Origin of the sequence: Streptomyces viridosporus, from assembly GCF_002078235.1 — a bacterium.
Taxonomy (GTDB): domain Bacteria; phylum Actinomycetota; class Actinomycetes; order Streptomycetales; family Streptomycetaceae; genus Streptomyces; species Streptomyces viridosporus.
The window spans coordinates 18,311-39,701 of the sequence record NZ_MSGP01000015.1; the positions used below are offsets into that span (position 1 = coordinate 18,311).

Below are 21,391 nucleotides of genomic sequence, written 5' to 3' on the forward strand. Positions count from 1 at the left end.
GGTGGGCGTGTCACCTGCCGACGGTCTCGGCGGCCTCGGCATCGCCGTGCTCGCCCAGCCAGCGGGCGAGCCTGCCGCGCCTGCCGACCGCGCGCAGCCGGCGTTCGGCGGCCTCCCGCATGTCCCGGGAGGTGATCAGCAGGAGTTCGTCGCCGGTGCGCAGGACGGTGTCGCCGTCGGGCACCAGCGTGGTGCCGTCACGGACGACGAGCGTGACCACCGTCGGGGACGGCAGCCGCAGCTCGAGGACGCTCACGCCGTGCAGACGGGAACCGGGTGGCACCGAGACGGTGAGCAGCTCCGCATCGAGCACGTCCAGCGGCGCGGTCTCCACCTGCGCGTCGCGCACCACGCCGGCCCCGGACAGCCCGACCCACCGGGCCACCCACGGCAGGGCGGGGCCCTGGATGAGGGTGAACAGCACCACCAGGACGAAGACGATGCCGAGCAGGTTGCCGGCCCCGTCGATGCCGGCGACCACGGGGTAGGTGGCCAGGACGATGGGAACGGCTCCGCGCAGCCCCGCCCAGGAGATGAACACCTGCTCGCGCCAGGACATGCGGAACGGCAGCAGGCACAGGAAGACGGACACCGGCCGTGCCGCCAGCAGCAGGATCAGGCCGGCCACCGCGGCGGGCAGCGCGGCCGAGGGCAGTTCACTGGGATCGACGAGCAGCCCCAGCGTGACGAACAGTCCGATCTGCGCGAGCCAGCCGGCGCCTTCGGCGAAGGACCGGGTGGCGGCCCGGTGGGGGAGCTTGGCGTTGCCCAGGACCACCCCGGCGAGGTAAGCGGCGATGATGCCGCTGGCGTCGACGACTCCCGCGGCGGCGAAGGCGATGATGCCGAATCCCACGGTGGCCAATGGGTACAGGCCGGTGGCGGGCAGCGCGATCCGCCGCAGCGCGGCCACTCCGATCCGGCCGACGGCCAGGCCCATCAGACCGCCGACGACGAGCTGGTAGACGACGCTGGCGACGATGTGCCCCGGATGCGGCAGATCGGCCGTGGCCGTGGTGAACACCGTGACCAGGATGATCGTCGGGGCGTCGTTGAAGCCCGACTCGGCCTCGACCAGGCCCGTGAGCTTCCGCGGCAGGGGGAGGGAGCGCAGCACCGCGAAGGTCGCGGCCGCGTCGGTGGAGGAGACGATCGCCCCGAGCAGCAGCGCCAGGTGCCATTCCAGGCCCAGCAGCCAGTGCACCCCGGCCGCGGTGACCGCGACGGAGATCCCCACCCCCAGCGTGGCCAGCACCCCGGCGGGTGCCACGACCGGCCGGACGCTCGACCACCGGGTCGTCAGTCCGCCCTCCACGAGGATGATCGCCAGTGCGGCGTTGGCCAGGGCCTGTGCCTGTTCCGCGTCGTCGAACCGTACGCCGATGACGTCCTCGCCGACGATCACGCCCACGGCCAGGAACAGCAGCAGGCTGGGCAGTCCGATGCGGTGTGCCGCGCGGGCGGCGGCGATGCTGGCCAGCAGCACCGCTCCCCCCACGAGCAGCGCCATGTACAGCTCCGGCAGCGTCATCGGCGGGCCCCGGTGCCGCGCGCGTCACCGGGACCGGGACCTCCGGGGTCCTCGAGGGCCGGCCGCCTGCCCGGCGAACCCGGCCAGGAACAGCGGCCGGAGTCCCATGCGCCGGCGCTCGCGCGGGCGGGGCGAGCGGTCCTCCTCCTGCGCCTCGTACGAGCGGGGACCGTCGTGCCGCGCGGGGAATCCAGCGGTACCGGGCCGCTCGTGGCGTGCGGACCCGGCTCCTCCCCCGCGGACCGCGGGGACGGCCATGGGCGTGAGTCGCGTTCTCTGACCAAACGGCACCGACCCTTCATGGCAACCGAACTCGCGTTCGCATTGGTTGGTTCGTCCTCCCAACCCTCTCCTGCTCCCCGTCCCGGAGGCATCGGGGGCAGCACCCAATTGCGGGCGCGCCGAACGCAGATGCGACGGGCCCGCCGGACACCCGGGTGCGCTCCCGCCGGACACCCGGGTGCACTCCCGTCGAACACCCGGACGGCCCAAAACGGCCGCGTCCGAGGGGCGGAAACGCCGCGGTGGCGCGAATGTGGTGCCAGTCGTGACGCACGGACGGACGTGAGGAGGCCGGATGGCGAGGACCGTGGCGGAGGGTGCCGTGGCGTGCGCCGACGGGCACCGCGATGCCGGGACCGGGCGGCAGGACCGCTCCGGCCGCCCCTTCGAGCAGCTGAGCGCGGTGGCCGACGCCGTCCTGTACGAGGGCTACCTGCTCTACCCGTACCGCCGCTCCTCGCCGAAGAACCGGGTGCGCTGGCAGTTCGGTGTCCTCTTCCCCCGCGACTGGGCGCAGCGGCACGGCCCCGTCGAGCCCGGTGTCTCCGGCTCGGCGGACTCCTGGTACCAGCAGACCGAGTGCCTGCTGCGGGTCCGGCGGCCCGGCGCGGTCGTCCGGGTCAGGGTCCGCCACCTCCAACTGCAGCACAAACAGGTGGAGGAGACCGGCCCGGACGGACGCCACCGGCCGGTGGCGGCGCTGCGCCTGGACGACGGCACACCGCACCTGACGTTCGACGAGGCGGTGCCGCGCGAGGAGGAGTTCACCGTCCCCCTGGACGACCTGCTGCGGCGGGAGTTCACCTTTCCGGTGCACGGGCCCGCCGGTGAGCACACCGAGGTGCTCCCCGGGGGCGCCGGGCGTGTCGTGCGGCGGTGCTTCGAGATGCACGCCCGCACCGCTGTCGGGGCCGAACGGCTCACGGACGACGCCTTCCGGCTGCGCGTCCGCACCGAGAACACCGGACCCGCACCGGACCCGGACGCCACCCGCGACGAGGCGCTGCGCTCCGCGCTCATCGCCACGCACACGCTCGTCGGCGTCGAGGGCGCGGAGTTCGTGTCACTGCTCGACCCGCCCGCGGAGCTGCGCGAGCACGCCCGGGCCTGCCGCAACGCCTTCACCTGGCCCGTCCTCGGCGGTGATCCGCCCCCGGCCACCGGCGACGGGGAGGCGCCGGGCACGGGGAGCGCGCGTCCGCCCGGGGCGCACCTGCTGCTCTCCTCGCCGATCATCCTCCCCGACCACCCGCAGGTGGCGCCGGAGAGCCCGGGCGACCTGCACGACGCGGCGGAGATCGACGAGATCCTGACGCTGCGCACCCTGCTGCTCACCGACGAGGAGAAGCGCGAGGCCCGCGCCACCGACCGGCGTGCCGCCCGGATCCTCGACCGGGTCGACACCATGCCGCCCGAGGTGTTCGCCCGGCTGCACGGCGCCATCCGCTCGTTGAGCCCCGCCGACCCCCCGGCCGGTGACTCCCCCGCCCGCCGGCCGGTGTGGTGGCAGGAGGGCGCCGACGAGGGACTGGCGCCCGCGACCGACGCGGTGTCGGTCGACGGCGTGCCCGTGCGGGGCGGCAGCCGGGTCCGGCTCCGTCCGCGCGAACGCGGTACCGACGCCCAGGACATGTTCCTGTCCGGACGGACCGCGCGGGTCGCGGCGGTCCTGCACGACGTGGACGGCAGCGCGCACGTCGCGGTGACCCTGGACGACGACCCGGCGGCGGAGCTCAACGGCTGGTACGGCCGCTTCCACCACTTCCGGCCCGAGGAACTGGAACCGCTCGGTCCCGTGACCGACGGGCAGGACGAACCGGACGGACGCGATGAACCGGACGGACGCGACGGACCGGACGGGAGGGGACGCCCCGATGGACGCTCTTGACGTGCTGGCGCACGACCACCGGATGGTCGAGCAGTTGTTCCGCGACTACCACGCGGCGGCCTCCGACGGTCAGCGGCGTGCCGTGGTCGAACTGCTGGTCCGGGAGCTGTCCCGGCACGCGGCCCTGGAGGAGCTGATCGTCCATCCGCTCGCGCGGACGGCCCTGCCGGACGGCAGGCGGCTGGTGGACCGGCACCTCGACGAGCACAAGGCCGTCAAGCGGACCCTCGTGGAGCTGGACCGGCTCGACGAGGGCGACGCGCGCACCGACGACCTGGTGGCGCGCCTGCGCGGGGACGTGGAGGAGCACGTGCGCGCACTGGAGACCGAGTTCCTGCCCGGGCTGCGGGCGGCGGTCGGCCAGGAGCGGTTCGACGCACTCGGGCGGGCGCTCGTGCGGGCCAAGCGGACCGCGCCGACCCGCCCGCACCCGAAGGCACCGGACAGACCACCCGCTCTCACCCTCGCGGCGCCGATGGCCGCCGCGTACGACCGCGTGCGGGACCGACTGCAGGGAAGGCCGAGGACATGACCGTGGAAAGCGGCACCCAGGACGTCAGCGCCCAGCCGAGCCGGGCCGAGGCACGTGACGGCTTCGACGAGATCAACATCCTGTGGATCTCCGAAGGAATGAGCTGCGACGGCGACACCGTGTCGTTCACCGCGGCCGGTCAGCCGGCCGTCGAGGACCTCGTCCAGGGGCTGATCCCCGGGCTGCCGAAGGTGAACCTGCACAACAAGGTGCTCTCGCCCAGCCTGGGCGGTGAGGAGTTCCTCGCACCGTTCCGTGCGGCGGTCCGCGGTGAGATGTCGCCGTTCATCCTGGTCATCGAGGGCTCGATCCCCAACCAGAACATCATCGAGGGCGACGGCTACTGGACCTCCTTCGGCAACGACCCGGAGACCGGAGAACCGCTGACCCTCAACTGGTGGATCGACCGGCTCGCCCCGCAGGCGTGGGCGGTGGTGGCGGCCGGGACCTGCGCCACGTTCGGCGGCATCCACGCGATGGCGGGCAACCCCACCGGTTCCATGGGCCTGGCCGACTACCTGGGCTGGGACTTCAAGTCGCAGGGCGCCCTGCCGATCGTCAACGTGCCCGGCTGCCCCATCCAGCCGGAGAACTTCATGGAGACGCTGGTCTGGGTGCTGTACCACGCGGCGGGGGCCGCCCCGCCGCCTCCGCTCGACCACATGCTCCGCCCGCAGTGGCTGTTCGGGAAGACGGTGCACGAGGGCTGCGACCGCGCCGCCTACTACGAGCAGGGCGACTTCGCCAAGGACTACAACTCCCCCAAGTGCCAGGTGAAGGTGGGCTGCTGGGGGCCGGTGGTCAACTGCAACGTGCCCAAGCACGGCTGGATGTCCGGCATCGGCGGCTGCCCCAACGTCGGCGGCGTCTGCATCGGCTGCACCATGCCCGGCTTCCCCGACGCCTTCATGCCGTTCATGGACGAGCCGTCCGGCGGAGCCATGTCGGCCACGCTCATCAGGCCCTACGGCGCCCTCATCCGGCGGTTGCGCGGCATCACCAACGTCGCCCTCAACCGCGAACCCAAGTGGCACCACAACGAGCCGGAGCTGACGTCCGGTTACGACCCCTACTGGCGCCCGTGAGGGCCACGCCCCGAACGACGCACACACCGAGCCGCGAACAGTGAGGACAGGAACGGACATGACGACAACCGAGGACCGGGCCGGCTCCACCGAGCGGAAACCCCCGCAGATCGTGGACATGTCCTGGGACCCGATCACCCGGATCATCGGCAACCTCGGCATCTACACGAAGATCGACTTTGCCAACCAGGAAGTGGTGGAGTGCCACAGCACGTCGTCGCTGTTCCGCGGCTACTCGGTGTTCATGAAGGGCAAGGACCCGCGTGACGCCGGCTTCATCACCTCGCGCATCTGCGGCATCTGCGGCGACAACCACACCACGTGCTCGGACTACGCCCAGCAGATGGCTTACGGGGTCAAGCCTCCGATGCTGGCCGAGCACATCGTCAACCTCGGCGAGGCGGCCGAGTACATGTTCGACCACACCATCTTCCAGGACAACCTGGTCTTCGTGGACTTCTGCGAGGCGATGGTCAAGGCGACCAACCCGAGCGTGCTGGCGCGCGCCGAGCGCACCGACGCCCCGCGCGGCGACATCCACGGCTACCGCACCATCGCCGACATCATGCGGGCGTTCAACCCGTTCGAGGGCGAGGTCTACCGGGAAGCCCTCAAGATCAGCCGGATCACCCGGGAGATGTTCTGCAAGATGGAGGGCCGGCACGTCCACCCGTCGACGCTGTACCCGGGCGGCGTCGGCACCATGCCGGAACCCACCACGTTCCTCGACTACCTCTCCCGCCTGATGAGGATCCTGGACTTCGTCAAGCAGGCCGTGGCGATGAACGACGACGTCTTCGACTTCTTCTACGAGGCCCTGCCCGGCTACGAGGAGGTCGGCCGCCGCCGCATCATGCTGGGCTGCTGGGGTGCCTGGCAGAACCCCGACGTCTGCGACTACCGCTACGAGACGATGAACGAGTGGGGCAGGGCGATGTACGTCACCCCCGGCATCATCGTCGACGGCGAGCTGGTCACCAACAACCTCGTCGACATCAACCTCGGCATGCGCATCCTGCTCGGCAGCTCCTACTACGAGGACTGGGTCAACGAGGACCCCTTCGTCACCCACGACCCGCTCGGCAACCCCGTCGACATGCGCCACCCGTGGAACCAGACCACGGTGCCGGTTCCGCAGAAGCGGGAGTTCGACGACAAGTACAGCTGGGTGATGAGTCCGCGCTGGTACGACGACAGGACCAACGAGCACCTGGCGCTGGACACCGGCGGCGGCCCGCTCGCCCGGCTGTGGTCGACCGCGCTGAACGGGATCGTGGACACGCCGTACATCAAGGCGACCGGGCACAGCGTGCGGATCTCGCTGCCCAAGAGCGAGAAGCTGCCGGAGACGACGCTCGAGTGGCACATCCCGAAGTGGAGCAACACCATCGAGCGCGACCGCGCACGCCCCTACTTCGTCGCCTACGCCGCCGCGATGGCCCTGCAGTTCGTGGAGGAGGCGATGGGGCTGGTCCGGGCCGGGCAGACCAAGGTCTTCGAGAACTTCGAGGTGCCCGACGAGGCCATCGGCTGCGGTTTCCACGAGGCGGTGCGCGGGGTGCTCTCGCACCATCTGGTGATCAAGGACAAGAAGATCGCCAACTACCACCCGTACCCGCCGACCCCGTGGAACGCCAGCCCCCGCGACAGCTACGGCACCCCCGGCCCGTACGAGGACGCGGTGCAGGGCCAGCCGATCTTCGAGGAGAACGGGCCGGAGGACTTCAAGGGCGTGGACATCATGCGCACCGTGCGCAGCTTCGACCCCTGTCTGCCGTGCGGCGTGCACATGTACCTGGGCAAGGGGAAGACGCTCACCACACTGCACTCCCCCACCTACGGAGCCTCGCGATGACTGGGCCCGGCCGCCCGGCGGACGGGCCCGGCACGGACGGCGCGGACGGCGCCCGCCCCGCACCGCGGCTCGGCGACGACGACGTCACGGCGCGGCTGAGCCGCATCGACGAGTTGCTGGAGCAGGTCCAGACCGCTCCCGGTCCGACGGCCCGGGCGGCCGTCGACGCCGTCCGGGCGCTCACCGAGGTGTACGGCGAGGCGCTGGCCCGGTGTCTGGACCAGGTGGATGACAGCGTGGCCGGACGCCTGGTCGAGGACGACCTCCTCGACCACCTGCTGGTCCTGCACGACATCCACCCGGAGCCGCCCACGCGACGGGCGGCCCGCGCCGTCGAGCGGCTCCGGCCCGCCCTGCGGGAACGCGGCGGCGACGCCGAACTGACCGGCGTGGAGGGGCGGGTCGCCCGCGTCCGGTTGCGGAGCCCTGGGTGCGGGTCCGGATGCGGCTCGGCGTCCACCGGGATCGAGGAGGCCGTCCGGGAGGCCGTGCTCGCCGTGGCGCCCGAGCTGACGGCGGTCGAACCGGTGCCGGAGACGGCGGCCCGGGAGGCCGCGTTCGTCCCCCTCGACGCGCTGTCGCGCCGCCCCGCACCACCGCTGGGGCGGCCATGACCCCTCCCGGCGCCCTGGCCCGCATCATCCGCTCGTCCGCCGACCGGCCGACGGGCCGGTCCGAGGAGCGGTGCGACCTGTGCGGCGAGCCGCTGGCCGGAACCCACCGGCACCTGCACGACACCGACCGGGCGGAGACGTTGTGCGCCTGTCAGGCGTGTTCGCTGCTCTTCACGGAGCACGATGCGGGCGACGCCCGCTACCTGCTGGTCCCGCGGCGGCGGGTGCGGCTGCCCCCGGTGGAGACCGCGCCCCTCGGTGTGCCCGTCGGCCTGGCGTTCTTCGTGCCCCGGAGGGACGGCACCGTGACGGCGCACTACCCGAGCCCGGCGGGGGCCACCCGCTGGGAGGTGGAACCGGACGCCTGGCGGGAGGCGGTGGCGCGGTGTACCGATCTCGCGGGCGTGGCACCCGAGGTGGAGGCACTGCTGGTGAACACCGCCCGCGGTCTGCGGCACCACTGGATCGTTCCGGTCGACGACTGCTTCCGGCTGGTCGCCCTGGTCCGCCGGGAGTGGCGGGGCCTGTCCGGCGGCGGCCGGATCTGGCCGGCCGTCGAGGAGTTCTTCGCCGCGCTGACCGAGCGGTCGGCGTAGCGATCGGGAAAGCGATCGGGAAAGCGATCGGGAAGAGGAACACGGCATGAGCAGAGTCAAGGTCGGCCGGCCCGACGTGAAGCCGGACACGCCGTCCACGGTCCCCGGCATCCACCAGGGCAACAAGGGCCCCCACCACCACCAGCCCGGGCACCACGAGGACGGTACCTCCGACGCCCGGCGGTCCACCGGGATCCACTGGAAGCGGCACGACACGCTCATGAAGGTCATGCCGAACCTGTCTCCCGGGTGAGCCCCGGACCGCGGTACGCCCTGAACGACACGAGGACGCAGGAGGCGACGATGACGGCCAGACGAATCCTGATGGCGGAGGCGGTGCTGGTGGGTGGGGCACTGGTGGCCCTGCTGGTCAAGGAGTGGCCCGGGATGGTGCGCGAGGTACGGATCTGGCGGATGGTCGGCCTCCGGCCCGGTTCCCGCCCCGGCTACAGGTCCGTTTCCCGCCCCGGCTAGCCGCTCGCCGGCCCGGCTTCGAAAGGGCCGCTTCTCCCTCTCCCCCGCTCGGTGCCGAGCGGGGGGAAGCGGCGCGGGGTGCCGCGGTGCGCGGTCCTCGCCCGACCCCGGCGTCCGCCGGTGGTGCCCGCCGGTCGTACGGCGGCGGGCCGCCCGGCGGTCTCGCCGACGCCGGTCCCCGGACGGCCCGGTGGGAGGCCGCGGGGCCCGGGTACCCGAGCGGAGCGACGGACGCCCCCAGGAGGTGACGGCGCATGATCTCCGAGACCGTGGTCATTCCCTCGGGAAAGGCGGACCTGACCGGTGACCTCGTGGTTCCGGCGGGTGCGCGCGGCGTGGTGGTGTTCGCGCACGGCAGCGGCAGCTCGCGCCTCAGTCCCCGCAACCGCGCGGTCGCCGAGGTGCTGCGCCGGGCCGGGTTCGGCACGTTGCTGATGGACCTGCTGACCGGGGACGAGGAACGCCGGGACTCCGCGACCGCCGAGTACCGTTTCGACATCCCCCTGCTGGCCCGGCGGCTGGTGGACGCCGTCGACTGGCTCGGGCGGCGACCGGACACCGCGGACCTTCCGGCGGGCCTGTTCGGGGCGAGCACGGGAGCGGCCGCGGCGCTGGTGGCCGCGGCCGAGCGTCCGGGGAGGGTGTCCGCGGTCGTGTCGCGCGGCGGGCGGCCGGACCTGGCCGACGCGGCGCTCCCCCGGGTCACGGCCCCGGTCCTGCTCGTCGTCGGCGGCGACGACGGGACGGTGCTCGACCTCAACCGCCGGGCGGCCGAAGCGCTCCGTGCGGAGCACGCCGTCCACGTGGTGCCGGGCGCGACCCACCTCTTCCCCGAGCCCGGCGCCCTGGAAGAGGTCGCCGGAGCCGCCGCCGGCTGGTTCCGGGACCACCTGGGCACCGGGGACGGTGGTGAACCCTCCGCCTGAAGCCGCGTGTCAGGTGTGGGGCACGACGGCCACGGCGCAGTCGGCCCGGTGGACGACGGCGTGGGTGACCGGTCCGGCGCGCCGGACCGGCGGCCGGCCGGGCGTCCGGTGGCCGACGACGAGGAGGCCCGCCCCGGACGCGGCCTTCACCAGCACGGTGCCGGGTCTTCCCTCCGCCACCGTCTCCACGACCCGGACGTCGGGGTACTTGTCGCGCCACACGCGCAGGACCGCCGACAGGAAGCCCAGCCACTCCTCGGCCCGGTGCGTTCCGTCCGCCGGACCGGTGCCGCCGGGGCCGGGACCCAGCGTGCCGGGGGCCCGCCAGGCGTGCACGGCGCGCAGCCGCGCCCCGCGCGACCGTGCGGCCTCGAAGGCGAAGCCGACGACCTCGTCGCACGGCTCGGTGACGTCGAGGCCGAGCACCACGTCCCGGTGGCCGGTACGCGCCGCAGGAAGCCCGTCGGACGGGGCGAGGTGCCCGTCCACCGCCTCCCCGCCCGCGCGGACGAGGACGACGGGACGCGTGGTCCTCGCCACGACGCCGCGGGAGACCGACCCGAGGAGGAACCCGGTGAAGGCGCTCAGCCCGCGTGAGCCCAGGACGAGCAGCTCGGCCTGCCGGGCCGCCTCGACCAGCGCCTCGGTCGCGGGGCCCTCGACCTGCTCGTCGAACAGCCGCACGTCCGGGCAGGTGGCGCGGATCCGGTCCTCCGCCTCGCGCAGCAGCCGGCGCGCGAGGTGCCGCCGGGCGGCGCTCGCCGACCGGTCGCCTCCGCCCCGGGGACACGGGCTCCTGGCGTGCAGCAGGCAGAGCGGCCGGTCCCGGCGTACGGCCTCCCGGGCCGCCCACTGGGCGGCGGCCAGGCTCTCGGCGGATCCGTCGACTCCGGCGAGCACGGGCTGCGCCATGACATGTACCTCCTGAAACTGGGTCGGCTTCCACCGCCGGCGTCGTGCCGTCACCAGGGGGCGGGGAGGGGCCGCGGGCGGGCTCCGTCCGCCCTCCACGCCGGTGTGCTCGCGGCCGGGGCGACCGGTCGGCCGGGGAGCGGACCGGCCCGCTCCCCGGCGCCGGGGCCGACCGGCCCTGGCGGCCCGGTGGATGCCGAGGTGTACTAGGAGGGACGGGAAGGACTCGATACCGACGCGGGGAAGCGGTTCACCGCCGCGCACCGCGCAATCCGGATCCGCGAGAAGCGGGTGGGGTCCTTCCCGCCCCGTCGTGCCGGGCGGCCCCGGCCGGGTCTCAGAACCCGAAGACGAGCCGTGCCTCGGCCCGTCCGCCGAGGACCTCGCCGATGGAGTCGTTGACCTGCTCGAGCCGTCGCGGCTCCGCGATCACCCGGGTGCGTCCGGCGGCGTGCAGCGCGAACACCTCGGCCAGGTCCTGCCGGGTGCCGACGATGGAGCCGATGACGGAGATCCCGCCGAGCACGGTCTCGAAGATCGGGACGTTGACGGCCGCGCCGTCGGCGGGCAGCCCGACCATCACGAGGCGCCCTCCGCGGTTCAGCGACCGGTAGGCCTGCTCGAACGCGACGGGTGCCGCGGCCAGTACGACGGCCACGTCCGCCCCGCCCGCCTCCTTGATCTGTTCGACCGGGTCGGCCGTGCGGGCGTCGACGAGCCGGTCGGCGCCGAGACGCCGTGCCATGTCCAGCTTGCCGGGTTCCACGTCGACGGCGGTCACGAGCCCGCCCACGAGCCGCGCGTACTGCACGGCCAGGTGGCCGAGACCGCCGATGCCGAAGACCGCGACGCGCTCGGCCGGGACCACACGAGCGACCTTGACCGCCTTGTACGTGGTGACGCCCGCGCAGGTGAGCGGCACCGCGTCGAACGAGGACACGCCGTCGGGGACCCGTACGACCGCCTTCGCGTCGGCGACGGCGTACTCGGCGAAGCAACCGTCCACGGAGTAACCGGAGTTGACCTGGCTCTCGCACAGGGTCTCCCAGCCGGAGACGCAGTGGCGGCAGGCGCCGCACGACGAGCCGAGCCACGGGATCGCGACCCGCGCGCCCACCAGGTCCCCGGGGACGCCGGCGCCCACGGCCCGGACGGGGCCGACGCCCTCGTGGCCGGGGACGAACGGCGGGCGCGGCTTGACCGGCCAGTCGCCGTGGGCGGCGTGGATGTCGGTGTGGCACAGGCCGGAGGCCTCCATGCGCACGAGCACCTGGCCGGGGCCGGGCTCGGGGACGGGGAGGTCCTGGATCTCCAGGGGCTTGCCGAAGTCGGTGACGACCGCTGCCTTCATGATCTGCTCCTCGCGCTGGCGGAGATCCGGCTTGTCCCAGCCTCCCCCGGCGCCCCGCCGGACGGGATGGGCCGACCGGTCCCCGGCTCACGGGCCGGGCGGCACCTGTTCCCACCGGGGTCGCACGCCGCCGGTCCGCGGGCAGCCGCGGAGCGAACCGAAAGCGACGATTCCGCTCGCGCGGGCCGGACCACTGCCTGACGGGACGTCAGGTCGTTTCCATGGGCGGCACCGATCACCCAGCCCTATGTCTCGACGGCGGGGGGCCAGGTGGCCCGGCCGTGCGGGGAGGCGGGCGGACCGCGGCGGCGCGGCGCCCCGGAGGAGCGGTGTCTACTCCGTCGTGATCGGCACCCGCCACACGAGCGTCGTGCCGCCGTCGGCGGGGCTGGTCCACTCCAGTTCCCCGCCCAGTTGCTCCGCGCGTTCGGCCATGTTGCGCAGGCCGCTGCGCCGGCCGTCGGCCGGGATGCCCACCCCGTCGTCGGACACCGTCAGCCGCACCTCCCGGCCGTCGGTCTCCAGCACGACCTCCGCACGCCCGGCCCGGGCGTGCCGGGCAATGTTGGTCAGCGCCTCGGAGAGCACCGCCACCAGGTGGTCGGCGGTCTCCTTCGGCACGTGCGTGTCCAGCAGCCCCTCCATCCGCACCCCGGGCGCGAACCCCAGCACCGGCGTCGCCTCGCCGACCACCCGCATCGCCCGGGCCCGCAGCCCGGGCCCGGCCGCCTCCTCGCGCGCGCGCAGCCCGAAGATGGTCGACCTGATGATCTTGATGGTCTCGTCCAGGTCGTCCACCGCCCGCGCCACCCGCTCCGCGGCCCCTTGGTGCTCGATGAGCCGGCCGGCGCTCTGCAGCGTCATGCCGGTGGCGAACAGCCGCTGGATCGCCAGGTCGTGCAGGTCCCGGGCGATCCGGTCACGGTCCTGGAGCACCGCGATCTGCTGCGCGTCCCGGCGGCGGTCCGCCAGCTCCATCACCACCGCCGCCTGCGCGGCGAAGCCCCGCAGCGGCTCGATCTCCTCCTCGGAGAACCCCGGCCGGCCGGCCTCCCTGACCAGCAGGACGACACCGCGCACCCGGTCGCCCGAGCCGATGGGGACGGCCACCGCCGGGCCGAGGCCCTGGAAGCGCGGCGGGCCCGGCGAGACCCGTCCGTCGCAGGTGATGTCGGGGCTGGTGACGGGGGCGGCGTCCGAGAAGGCGGCACCGATCAGGCTGCCGCCCACCGGCAGCACCAGCCCCAGGTGCAGCTCCGCCTCCTGCCCGATGGCCAGTTCGACGGTGAGCGAGCCGGTGTCCTCCATCGGCACCGCGACCACGGCCAGGGCGGCACCGGTGATCTCCCGGGCCCGCTCCGCGATCAGCCCGAGGACCTCGCCGCGCTCGCTGCCCGACATCAGACCGTGGGTGACCTCGGCACTCGCCCGCAGCCAGCGCTCGCGCAGCCGGGACTCCTCGTACAGCCGGGCGTTGTCGATCGCCACCCCGGCCGCCACGGCCAGGGTGGACAGCACCGACTCGTCCTCCTCGTCGAACTGCGCCCCGCCCCGCTTCTCGGTCAGGTACAGGTTGCCGAAGACCTGGTCGCGCACCCGGATGGGCACCCCCAGGAAGGAGTCCATCGGCGGATGATGGGCCGGGAAACCGTACGAGGCGGGATGCTCGGACAGCCTCGCCAGCCGCAGCGGCTCCGGATGCCGGATCAGCTCCCCCAGGATGCCGTGCCCCTCCGGATAGGGACCGATGGCGGCGATCTGCTCGTCGGTGACCCCGACCGTGAGGAAGGCCGACAGCCGCCTGCCGTCCGGCCCGATCACCCCCAGGGCGGCGTACTCCGCGTCCACGAGCAGCGCCGCCGCCTCCACGATGCTGCGCAGCACCTGCTGCAGATCCAGCTCCCGGCCGACCGACAGCACCGCCTCCAGCAGGCTGTGCACCCGGTCCCGGGTACCGCGGGCCGCGTCCAGGCGGGCCTGCAGCTCCTCCAGCAACTCGTCCAGCCTCAGCTGCGGCAGCAGCCGCACATGGGCCTCCCGAGCCTCCTCGGAGCTTCCCACCGGTGATCCTCCAGGTCCCGTTCACGGTGTCGAGAGCCGGCCGACGTTCCGGGCGCTGTGCCCCGGTGACGGCTCGCCGAAAAGGACGGTACAGGATCGGGCCGGGCCGCGGTCGGGGCCCTCGGCGGCCTCCCTGCGGAGCTTCCGGGACGGGGCCTGCCGGGGCACGGCGCGGTCGTCGGACGCGTTCCCACCCCCCGGCGCGGGGTGCGGGTGCCGGGCTGCGCGTCGCGGCTGCGGTGGACGACGTGGGGGCGGGTCAGGTGGCCCGGCGGCGCCGTGAGCATGCGGACCGGGCGGGTGAAGGGCCAGGCCGCGGAGAGCAGCAGGGCGCTCAGGGCGTGCGGCTGGAGGAGGACCGGGGTGGGTGGCCGGGCCGCCCGGGATGCGCACGCCGGCGACGGTGCCGAGGGCGACCGCGAGGGCGCGGTGGGCGTGCTCGCCGACGGCGGCGAGCACGGCCAGGGCGCACAGGACGAGTCCGGCGGCCGGGGTGCGGCCGTGGCCGGGTTCGGCGGGCGAGGCCCGGGTGACGCCCTTGTGTCAGGCCATGGCGACGCCCTGGTGCGGCCGCCGGATCGCCCGTGCGCCGCTCACCGGGCCCTTCCGCGCCGGTTCGTGCGCAGCGTCCGTCCGGCGGCCCGGGAGCCGGGGCAGACGGGCCGGGCGGCCGGACGGTGACCGGCCCGGACCGTGCGCAGCACCCTTGACGGGGGCCGGCGGGGAGAGCAGCCGCACGGATGCCGGTGACGGTCGTACACGGGACACCTCCGGATCGGTCGGGGTCAGCCTGCGGCACCGGGCCGGGCCGGCGCCGCGGCCGATCGGCCCCGGGCCGGTGGGCCGTTGGTCCCGCCGGGCGGCTCCACTGATCGGCCGGGGCGCCTTCGCCGCGGTCGCCGCCCCCGGCCCGACCGTGCCGGCGGGGGCGCGGCTCCACCGGGGGCTGTGGCTCGCGCTGGACGCCGGGGCGCCGGCGGCGGCCGGCCTCGTCCACTGGCTGATCCGGCAGTCGCCGTACGACCTCGGCCGCCTCTGCCCGTCCTGCGTCGTCGTCTGGATCGTGGCCGTCGCCCTGTTCCGGTACGTGACCCCGCGCGACCTCCGGCACGGCGTCCCCGGTCCAGGAGGCCGGTCCCGCGCGGCGCCCGCGCCGCCGTGGACCTGGTGCCGGGGAACCACTGGCTCCCCCTGGCCGGCTGGTACGGCGTCGTCGTCCCGCTCGTCCTGACCCGCTTCCGGACGTACGGGAGCGGCCTGCTGTGAGCGGCCCGATCGCTCACCGGTCCACCGGCCGGGCCGCTCCCCCGTCCACCGGTCGTACGACGGTGAGGACGTCGCGCACGGGGCGTCGTGGGGTGGCCGGGCCCTCGGGGCCGTATCCCAGGCGCAGCACCATCTGGACCTGGCCGCCGCCGGAGCGGGGGTCCCTGGTGAGCCGGCGCAGGTCCGGGCTCTCCAGGGGGTGGGAGGACAGGGAGGTCGCCAGGCCCTCCAGGGTCGCGGCGAGCAGCACGCGCTCCAGCGCCTGGCCGGCGGCCAGCCAGTCCGCCGGCCGGTCGCCGCGGGTGCTCAGCAGCGCCAGGTGCTGGGTGTGCTCGAAGGGGACCGTCCCGTGGCCGGCCACCGGCCTGCGGCCGGCGAAGTCGCGCCAGGGGGCCCTGCCTCCGGACCTGCGCGGTCCGAACGCGTACTCGGGAACGCCGTCGACGGCCGTGTCCGCCTCGGGACCGAGCCGGGTCCAGCGCTCCAGCTCCGCCCGGCCCGACGGGTCCGTGAGGTCGCGGCTCTCGGCGTCGCGCACCAGGTCCAGCACGAACTCCGCGTGCCACTCGTCGGCGAAGGACAGCTCCGCCCCCTCCTGTGCCGCCGCCTCGCGCAGCGTCTGCCGCACCGGGTCCGGGACGGCCCGCTCCGTGAACGGGTGGCGGCTGGTGTGCCGGCGGCGGATCGCGGGATGGAGCCGGGCGAGCCCGGCGTCCGGTGCCCGGCCGGCCCGGCCGGGCACCAGGCGGACGACGGCCAGCAGCCGGTCGTCCCCGGGGTCGGGCAGCAGCCGGACCTCCGGGGCGAGTCCGCCGTGCACGGCGGCCACCCGCAGGTTGAACAGGGCCGCACCGCAGCCGATGTGCAGCGCGCGGTGGTCCGGGTCCGTCCGGGGCATGGCGCGGGTGAGGTCGGCCCGCAGCTCCAGCACGTCCTCGGCGGTCACGTGGCGAAAGGCCCACGGTTGCGCGTTGTGCATCGACGGCGCGGCCGTGGCGTCCTCGACCAGCGAGGCCACCGTGCCGGCGTCGAGCCGCTGCGTGACCATCCCGTCCTCCTCGCGCCGCGCGGTCCTCACCGGCCGCGGGTACCCCGGTGGCCGCGTCCGTGCACGCCGGGGCGCCACCGGTCCGGCCCGCGCACGAGCCCGCGGCGCGGCGTCAGCGGCTTCCCTGCCGCAGCCGGTCCCGGGCCTCGGTGGCGATCACGGCGGCCTGGATGCGGCGTTCCACGCCCAGCTTGGCCAGGAGGCGGGAGATGTGGTTCTTCACCGTCTTCTCGGCCAGGTACAGCCGCTGGCCGATCTGCCGGTTGGTCAGTCCCTCCCCGATCAGCGCCAGGATCTCCCGCTCGCGGTCGGTCAGCCCCGGCAGCGCGTCCGGCTCCTCCTCCTTCTGCTGTCCGCCGCGCAGCCGGGCCATCAGCTTGGTGGTGGCGCTCGGATCGAGCAGCGACTGGCCCCGGGCCACCGTGCGCACGGCCGCGACCAGGTCGGAGCCCTGGATCTGCTTCAGCACGTAGCCGGACGCGCCCGCCATGATCGAGTCCAGCAGGGCCTCCTCGTCGTCGAACGAGGTCAGCATCAGGCAGGCCAGGTCGGGCATGCCCGAGCGCAGCTCCCGGCACACGCTCACGCCGTCCCCGTCGGGCAGCCGGACGTCGAGGACCGCCACCTGGGGGCGCAGGGCGGGAACCCGGACGAGGGCCTGCTCGACGGTGGCGGCCTCGCCGACCACGCTGATGTCCGGTTCGTCGTTCAGCAGGTCGTGCACCCCGCGCCGGACCACCTCGTGGTCGTCCAGCAGGAAGACCCGGATCGGGGTGTCGGGACCGGGCTGCTCGCCGTCCGCCATGGAATGCTCCTGTTCTCTGCGTGCTGGGTGCGCGCCGGTGGCCCATCATGGACCCCATCGGCCTCCCGTTCGAGATCCTCCCCGGTCCGGGGCCGAACGGCCAGGGCCGGCCGGCCCTTGTTCCCTCCCCGATCCCCCCTCTCCATCCTCACCGACGACCACCCGCTCGGGACCGGCCGGGGCCCGCCGCCCGCCGTCACGCGTACGGCGCCGGCGGCGCACCGGCCCGCCGCACGGAGCTGAGGAGCGCGACGTCATGGTCCGATACGTGTACGACTTCCAGGAGGGCGGCCGCGACATGGCCGACCTGCTCGGCGGCAAGGGCGCGAACCTGGCCGAGATGACCCGGCTGGGGCTGCCGGTGCCGCCCGGTTTCACCGCCACCACCGAGGCCTGCCGCGCCTATCTGGCGACGGGGGCGGAGCCCGAGGGGCTGTCCCGGGAGGTCTCCCGCCACCTGGCCGCCCTGGAGGAGTCCGCCGGGCGGCGCCTGGGCCAGGCCGACGACCCGCTGCTGCTGTCCGTCCGCTCCGGGGCGCAGGTCTCCATGCCCGGGATGATGGAGACGGTCCTGGACATCGGCCTGAACGACGACTCCGTGCCGGGACTGGCCGAGGTGTCGGGCAACGAGCGGTTCGCCTGGGACTCCTACCGCCGTCTGGTCCAGATGTTCGGCAGCACGGTCATGGGGGTCGACGCCGCCCTGTTCGAGGACGCCCTGACCCTGCTGAAGGAGGAGCGGGGCGCCCCGGACGACGTCCACCTGGACGCCGGTGACCTCGCCCGGCTCGTGGAGACGTACAAGGACCTGATCCGGCGCGAGACCGGCGAGTCCTTCCCGCAGTCCCCCGCCGAACAGCTGCAGCGGGCGATCCTGGCGGTGTTCGAGTCCTGGAACGGGGAGCGGGCGCGCCTGTACCGGCGGCGCGAGCACATCCCCGACGACCTGGGCACCGCGGTCACGGTGCAGCGCATGGTCTTCGGCAACCTCGGCCACGACTCCGGCAGCGGCGTGGCCTTCACCCGCGACCCGGCCACCGGGCGCCCCGGCCTGTACGGCGACTACCTGCCCGACGCGCAGGGCGAGGACGTGGTCGCCGGGATCCGCAACACCGTGCCCCTGGCCGAGCTGGAGCGCCTGGACCCGTTGTCGTACCGGCGGCTGCTCGACCACATGGGCACGCTGGAGCGGCACTACCGGGATCTGTGCGACATCGAGTTCACCATCGAGCGCGGCACCCTGTGGATGCTGCAGACCCGGGTCGGCAAGCGCACCGCCGAGGCCGCGTTCACGCTCGCGACCGAGCTGGCGGACGAGGGGCTCATCACCCCGCGGGAGGGGCTGGACCGGGTGAGCGGGGAGGAGCTCGCCCGGCTGATGTTCCCGCGGTTCGACACCTCCGCGACCGGTGACCCGATCGCCCGCGGCATCCCGGCCTCGCCCGGTGCCGCGGTCGGCGCGGCGGTCTTCGACTCCGCCGAGGCGGTGCGGCGCGCCGAGGCCGGCGAGAAGGTGGTGCTCGTGCGCCAGGAGACCACCCCGGACGACCTGCCGGGCATGGTCGCCGCCCAGGCCGTGCTCACCAGCCGCGGCGGCAAGACCTCGCACGCGGCCGTCGTGGCCCGCGGCATGGGGAAGGTCTGCGTGTGCGGCGCCGAGGAGCTCGCCGTCGACACCGGACGGCGGCGCTTCACCGCCCGTGACGGCACCGTCGTCGAGGAGGGCACGGTCGTCTCGGTGGACGGCTCCGCCGGCGCCGTGTACCCCGGCGCGGCCCCGCTGGTCGACTCGGCGGTCATGCGGTACCTGGAGACGGGCGAGTCCACCGAGGGCGTGGTCGCGTCGGTCGCCCGCATCCTGCGCGGAGCCGACGCCCTCAGGCGGCTGGAGGTGCGGGCCAACGCCGACACGCCCGAGGACGCCGCGCGTGCCCGCCGGTTCGGGGCACAGGGCATCGGCCTGTGCCGCACGGAGCACATGTTCCTCGGCGAGCGCCGCAAGCTGGTCGAGGAGATGATCCTCGCCCCCGACGACGCCACCCGCGACCGCGCCCTCGACGCCCTGCTGCCCCTGCAGCGGCGGGACTTCACCGGCATCCTGGAGGCGATGGACGGCCTGCCGGTCACCATCCGGCTGCTCGACCCGCCGCTGCACGAGTTCCTGCCCGACCGCACCGGCCTCGCGGTGCGCCTCGCCGCCGCCGAGGCCCGCGGCGAGCGTCCGGACCCGCGCGAGGCCGCCCTGCTCGACGCCGTGAACCGCATGCACGAGGAGAACCCGATGCTCGGCCTGCGCGGGGTGCGCCTGGGCCTGGTGGTGCCGGGCCTGGTCGCGATGCAGGTGCGGGCCCTCGCCGAGGCGGTGGTGGAGCGGACCGGGGCCGGGGGCTCCCCGATGGCCGAGATCATGGTGCCGCTGGTCGGCGCCGTCGAGGAGCTGCGGCTCGCCCGCGCGGAGGTCGAGCGGGTCCTGGCCGAGGTGTCCGAGGCGTCCGGCGTCCCGGTGACGTGCCCGGTCGGCACCATGATCGAGCTGCCCCGGGCCGCGCTCACGGCGGGCCGGATCGCCGGGGAGGCGGAGTTCTTCTCCTTCGGCACCAACGACCTCACCCAGACCTCCTGGGGCTTCTCCCGCGACGACGTCGAGGCGGAGTTCTTCCCCGCCTACCTCGACAAGGGCGTCTTCTCCGTCTCCCCGTTCGAGACCCTCGACCGCGAGGGCGTCGGCCGCCTGGTCGGCATCGCCGTCGCCGAGGGCCGTGCCGCACGGCCGGACCTGAAGATCGGCGTCTGCGGCGAGCACGGCGGCGACCCGGACTCCGTCCACTTCTTCCACGGCGCGGGGCTGGACTACGTCTCCTGCTCGCCGTTCCGCGTCCCGGTGGCCCGCCTGGAGGCCGGGCGGGCCGCGCTGGCGGGGACCGGGGACGGCGACGGCCGGTGACGGGGACCCGTGGCCCCCGTACCGGGGCCGGACGGCCCTGGGCCGGGAGGGGCGCCCGCGGCACGCTGGGGCCACGGAGCGAGCACAAGGAGTCGAGCGCATGCCCCTCGAGGACACCGGCACCCGACCGGCCCCCGGCACCGTACGGGTACGGGCCGAGGGCGACGTCGGCGCGCGGGACCTCGCCTGCGTCCGGTCCGGGGTCGGCGCCGTCCTCGGCCGGTCGGGACTGCCCGCGGTCAGCGGCGACGTGCGGATCACGAGGGCGGCGGCACCGCACGCCGGACCGTCGTGGTCGGCCGGGGCCGAGATCCGGGTGGGGGACGCCCTCGTGGTCGTCCACGCCCGGGAGGCCGGTGTCCGCGCGCTCGCGGACCGGTTGCAGGACCGGCTGCGGGGCCAGGTGGAACGCGTCGTGTACGGCGCGCGGACGACCCGCAGGCCGGCCGCGCCGCCGTGGTACGGCGGTCCGGCGGGCGAGGGCCGAACGGCCCTAGCGGGGGGTGGGCCGCTGCCGCTCCAATGATCTGACCGAGTCGCCGTCCCCACGGCGACGGGCCGGTTCGACCGCGCCTGACAGCACCGGCCGGAGACACACACCCGTGAGCAACGAACCCGTACGGAAGTCCGCCATGACGATCGACCAAGCCCCGTCGGTCCCCGCCGCGCCGCGTCGCAGCGTCGAGCTCGACACCGACGAGGCCCTGCGCCTGCTGGGCAGCGTGTCCTTCGGGAGGATCGTCTTCACCCGGCACGCGCTGCCGACCATCCGCCCGGTCAACCACATCCTGGACCGCGGTGACGTCGTCATCCGCACCCACGAGGGCATGGCGCTGACCGCCCGGGCCCAGGAGGCGGACGACCGCGGTGTCGTGGTGGCGTACGAGGCCGATGCCATCGACCCCCTCACCCACCTCGGCTGGAGCGTGGTGGTCACCGGCTACGCCCACCTCGTGACCGACCCGCGGGAGCTGGCCCACTACCACAGCCTGCTCCGCCCCTGGGTGGACCGGACCATGGACTACGCGGTCCGCATCCGCCCCGACCTGGTCACGGGGATCCGGCTCACCACCGCGGACGGGCCCGACGGCCCCTGACCCCGGCCCGGGGCGGGAGGCGGGCCCGCGGGCCGAGCGCCGCGGGTGCCGACCCGCCTCCCGGCCGTCCGGCGGTCGCGCCGGACGGACCCGTGGGTTCGTCCGTGCCCCCTCGGGTACCCGG

The 21,391-nt window shown here is 74.5% G+C and carries 21 protein-coding genes; 14 read left to right on the forward strand and 7 right to left on the reverse strand.

The genetic code is table 11. The annotated features are described in order from the left end of the window. Nucleotides 1-10 precede the first annotated feature (10 nt). On the reverse strand, nucleotides 11-1,531 hold the full coding sequence (locus B7L92_RS01250; protein ID WP_081235648.1) for a potassium/proton antiporter: 1,521 nt from the start codon (nucleotides 1,529-1,531) through the stop codon (nucleotides 11-13). A 577-nt stretch (nucleotides 1,532-2,108) separates the two neighbouring features. Between B7L92_RS01250 and B7L92_RS01255 the strand changes: the two genes are divergently transcribed. From B7L92_RS01255 to B7L92_RS01295, 9 genes are all read left to right on the forward strand, one after another. Continuing rightward, on the forward strand, nucleotides 2,109-3,701 hold the full coding sequence (locus B7L92_RS01255; protein ID WP_081235649.1) for a hypothetical protein: 1,593 nt from the start codon (nucleotides 2,109-2,111) through the stop codon (nucleotides 3,699-3,701). After that, nucleotides 3,688-4,233, forward strand: coding sequence for a hemerythrin domain-containing protein (locus tag B7L92_RS01260; RefSeq protein ID WP_081235670.1), 546 nt, complete (start codon nucleotides 3,688-3,690; stop codon nucleotides 4,231-4,233). Before B7L92_RS01255 ends, B7L92_RS01260 begins: the two co-directional genes overlap by 14 nt. Continuing rightward, complete coding sequence (locus tag B7L92_RS01265) at nucleotides 4,230-5,318, forward strand: NADH-quinone oxidoreductase subunit B family protein (RefSeq protein WP_081235650.1); 1,089 nt, start codon at nucleotides 4,230-4,232, stop codon at nucleotides 5,316-5,318. Before B7L92_RS01260 ends, B7L92_RS01265 begins: the two co-directional genes overlap by 4 nt. A gap of 58 nt (nucleotides 5,319-5,376) precedes the next feature. Beyond that, nucleotides 5,377-7,173, forward strand: a complete 1,797-nt coding sequence (locus B7L92_RS01270) for a nickel-dependent hydrogenase large subunit (RefSeq protein WP_081235651.1) — start codon at nucleotides 5,377-5,379, stop codon at nucleotides 7,171-7,173. Further along, complete coding sequence (locus tag B7L92_RS01275) at nucleotides 7,170-7,787, forward strand: NifU family protein (protein WP_174703904.1); 618 nt, start codon at nucleotides 7,170-7,172, stop codon at nucleotides 7,785-7,787. Before B7L92_RS01270 ends, B7L92_RS01275 begins: the two co-directional genes overlap by 4 nt. After that, nucleotides 7,784-8,383 carry a DUF5947 family protein gene (locus B7L92_RS01280; protein WP_081235652.1) on the forward strand — a complete coding sequence of 200 codons (600 nt, stop codon included), beginning with the start codon at nucleotides 7,784-7,786 and terminating at the stop codon, nucleotides 8,381-8,383. Before B7L92_RS01275 ends, B7L92_RS01280 begins: the two co-directional genes overlap by 4 nt. Before the next feature lie 46 nt (nucleotides 8,384-8,429). Further along, a complete protein-coding gene (locus B7L92_RS01285; RefSeq protein WP_004979595.1) occupies nucleotides 8,430-8,636 on the forward strand; it encodes a hypothetical protein in 207 nt (68 codons plus the stop codon). Nucleotides 8,637-8,686: 50 nt separating this feature from the next. Beyond that, nucleotides 8,687-8,857 carry a hypothetical protein gene (locus tag B7L92_RS40915; RefSeq protein WP_170102164.1) on the forward strand — a complete coding sequence of 57 codons (171 nt, stop codon included), beginning with the start codon at nucleotides 8,687-8,689 and terminating at the stop codon, nucleotides 8,855-8,857. A 254-nt stretch (nucleotides 8,858-9,111) separates the two neighbouring features. Further along, the gene (locus B7L92_RS01295) at nucleotides 9,112-9,783 is read left to right on the forward strand and encodes a dienelactone hydrolase family protein (protein ID WP_081235654.1); all 672 of its coding nucleotides are present in this window, start codon (nucleotides 9,112-9,114) and stop codon (nucleotides 9,781-9,783) included. A 9-nt stretch (nucleotides 9,784-9,792) separates the two neighbouring features. Here the strand turns inward: B7L92_RS01295 and B7L92_RS01300 are convergent, their stop codons facing one another. The 4 genes from B7L92_RS01300 to B7L92_RS39095 all read right to left on the reverse strand — a co-directional run bounded on the left by B7L92_RS01300 (nucleotide 9,793) and on the right by B7L92_RS39095 (nucleotide 14,445). Further along, nucleotides 9,793-10,695 carry a universal stress protein gene (locus B7L92_RS01300; protein WP_081235655.1) on the reverse strand — a complete coding sequence of 301 codons (903 nt, stop codon included), beginning with the start codon at nucleotides 10,693-10,695 and terminating at the stop codon, nucleotides 9,793-9,795. A 337-nt stretch (nucleotides 10,696-11,032) separates the two neighbouring features. Then, the gene (locus B7L92_RS01305) at nucleotides 11,033-12,046 is read right to left on the reverse strand and encodes a zinc-dependent alcohol dehydrogenase (RefSeq protein WP_081235656.1); all 1,014 of its coding nucleotides are present in this window, start codon (nucleotides 12,044-12,046) and stop codon (nucleotides 11,033-11,035) included. A 333-nt stretch (nucleotides 12,047-12,379) separates the two neighbouring features. Beyond that, complete coding sequence (locus tag B7L92_RS01310; RefSeq protein WP_081235657.1) at nucleotides 12,380-14,107, reverse strand: sensor histidine kinase; 1,728 nt, start codon at nucleotides 14,105-14,107, stop codon at nucleotides 12,380-12,382. Beyond that, nucleotides 14,053-14,445, reverse strand: coding sequence for a hypothetical protein (locus tag B7L92_RS39095; RefSeq protein WP_107501340.1), 393 nt, complete (start codon nucleotides 14,443-14,445; stop codon nucleotides 14,053-14,055). The genes B7L92_RS01310 and B7L92_RS39095 overlap by 55 nt, the downstream gene beginning before the upstream one ends. Here B7L92_RS39095 and B7L92_RS40500 point away from each other — a divergent pair. Together B7L92_RS40500 and B7L92_RS40505 are read left to right on the forward strand one after the other, a co-directional pair. Further along, nucleotides 14,387-14,788: a hypothetical protein gene (locus tag B7L92_RS40500; RefSeq protein WP_159460988.1), complete on the forward strand. Its 402-nt coding sequence runs from the start codon at nucleotides 14,387-14,389 to the stop codon at nucleotides 14,786-14,788. The genes B7L92_RS39095 and B7L92_RS40500 overlap by 59 nt on opposite strands. Before the next feature lie 157 nt (nucleotides 14,789-14,945). Further along, a complete protein-coding gene (locus B7L92_RS40505; protein WP_159460989.1) occupies nucleotides 14,946-15,338 on the forward strand; it encodes a vitamin K epoxide reductase family protein in 393 nt (130 codons plus the stop codon). Nucleotides 15,339-15,386: 48 nt separating this feature from the next. Here the strand turns inward: B7L92_RS40505 and B7L92_RS01325 are convergent, their stop codons facing one another. Beyond that, a complete protein-coding gene (locus tag B7L92_RS01325; RefSeq protein WP_081235659.1) occupies nucleotides 15,387-16,421 on the reverse strand; it encodes an Acg family FMN-binding oxidoreductase in 1,035 nt (344 codons plus the stop codon). Between the two features lie 112 nt (nucleotides 16,422-16,533). After that, the gene (locus tag B7L92_RS01330) at nucleotides 16,534-17,226 is read right to left on the reverse strand and encodes a response regulator (protein ID WP_081235660.1); all 693 of its coding nucleotides are present in this window, start codon (nucleotides 17,224-17,226) and stop codon (nucleotides 16,534-16,536) included. Nucleotides 17,227-17,482: 256 nt separating this feature from the next. Here B7L92_RS01330 and ppdK point away from each other — a divergent pair, with 256 nt between their 5' ends. The 3 genes from ppdK (at nucleotide 17,483) to B7L92_RS01350 (ending at nucleotide 21,267) form a co-directional block, all read left to right on the forward strand. After that, on the forward strand, nucleotides 17,483-20,170 hold the full coding sequence (gene ppdK, locus B7L92_RS01340; RefSeq protein ID WP_081235661.1) for a pyruvate, phosphate dikinase: 2,688 nt from the start codon (nucleotides 17,483-17,485) through the stop codon (nucleotides 20,168-20,170). A 100-nt stretch (nucleotides 20,171-20,270) separates the two neighbouring features. Further along, nucleotides 20,271-20,696: a hypothetical protein gene (locus B7L92_RS01345; RefSeq protein ID WP_081235662.1), complete on the forward strand. Its 426-nt coding sequence runs from the start codon at nucleotides 20,271-20,273 to the stop codon at nucleotides 20,694-20,696. 106 nt (nucleotides 20,697-20,802) lie between these two features. Continuing rightward, complete coding sequence (locus B7L92_RS01350; protein ID WP_174703905.1) at nucleotides 20,803-21,267, forward strand: pyridoxamine 5'-phosphate oxidase family protein; 465 nt, start codon at nucleotides 20,803-20,805, stop codon at nucleotides 21,265-21,267. Nucleotides 21,268-21,391: the final 124 nt, after the last annotated feature.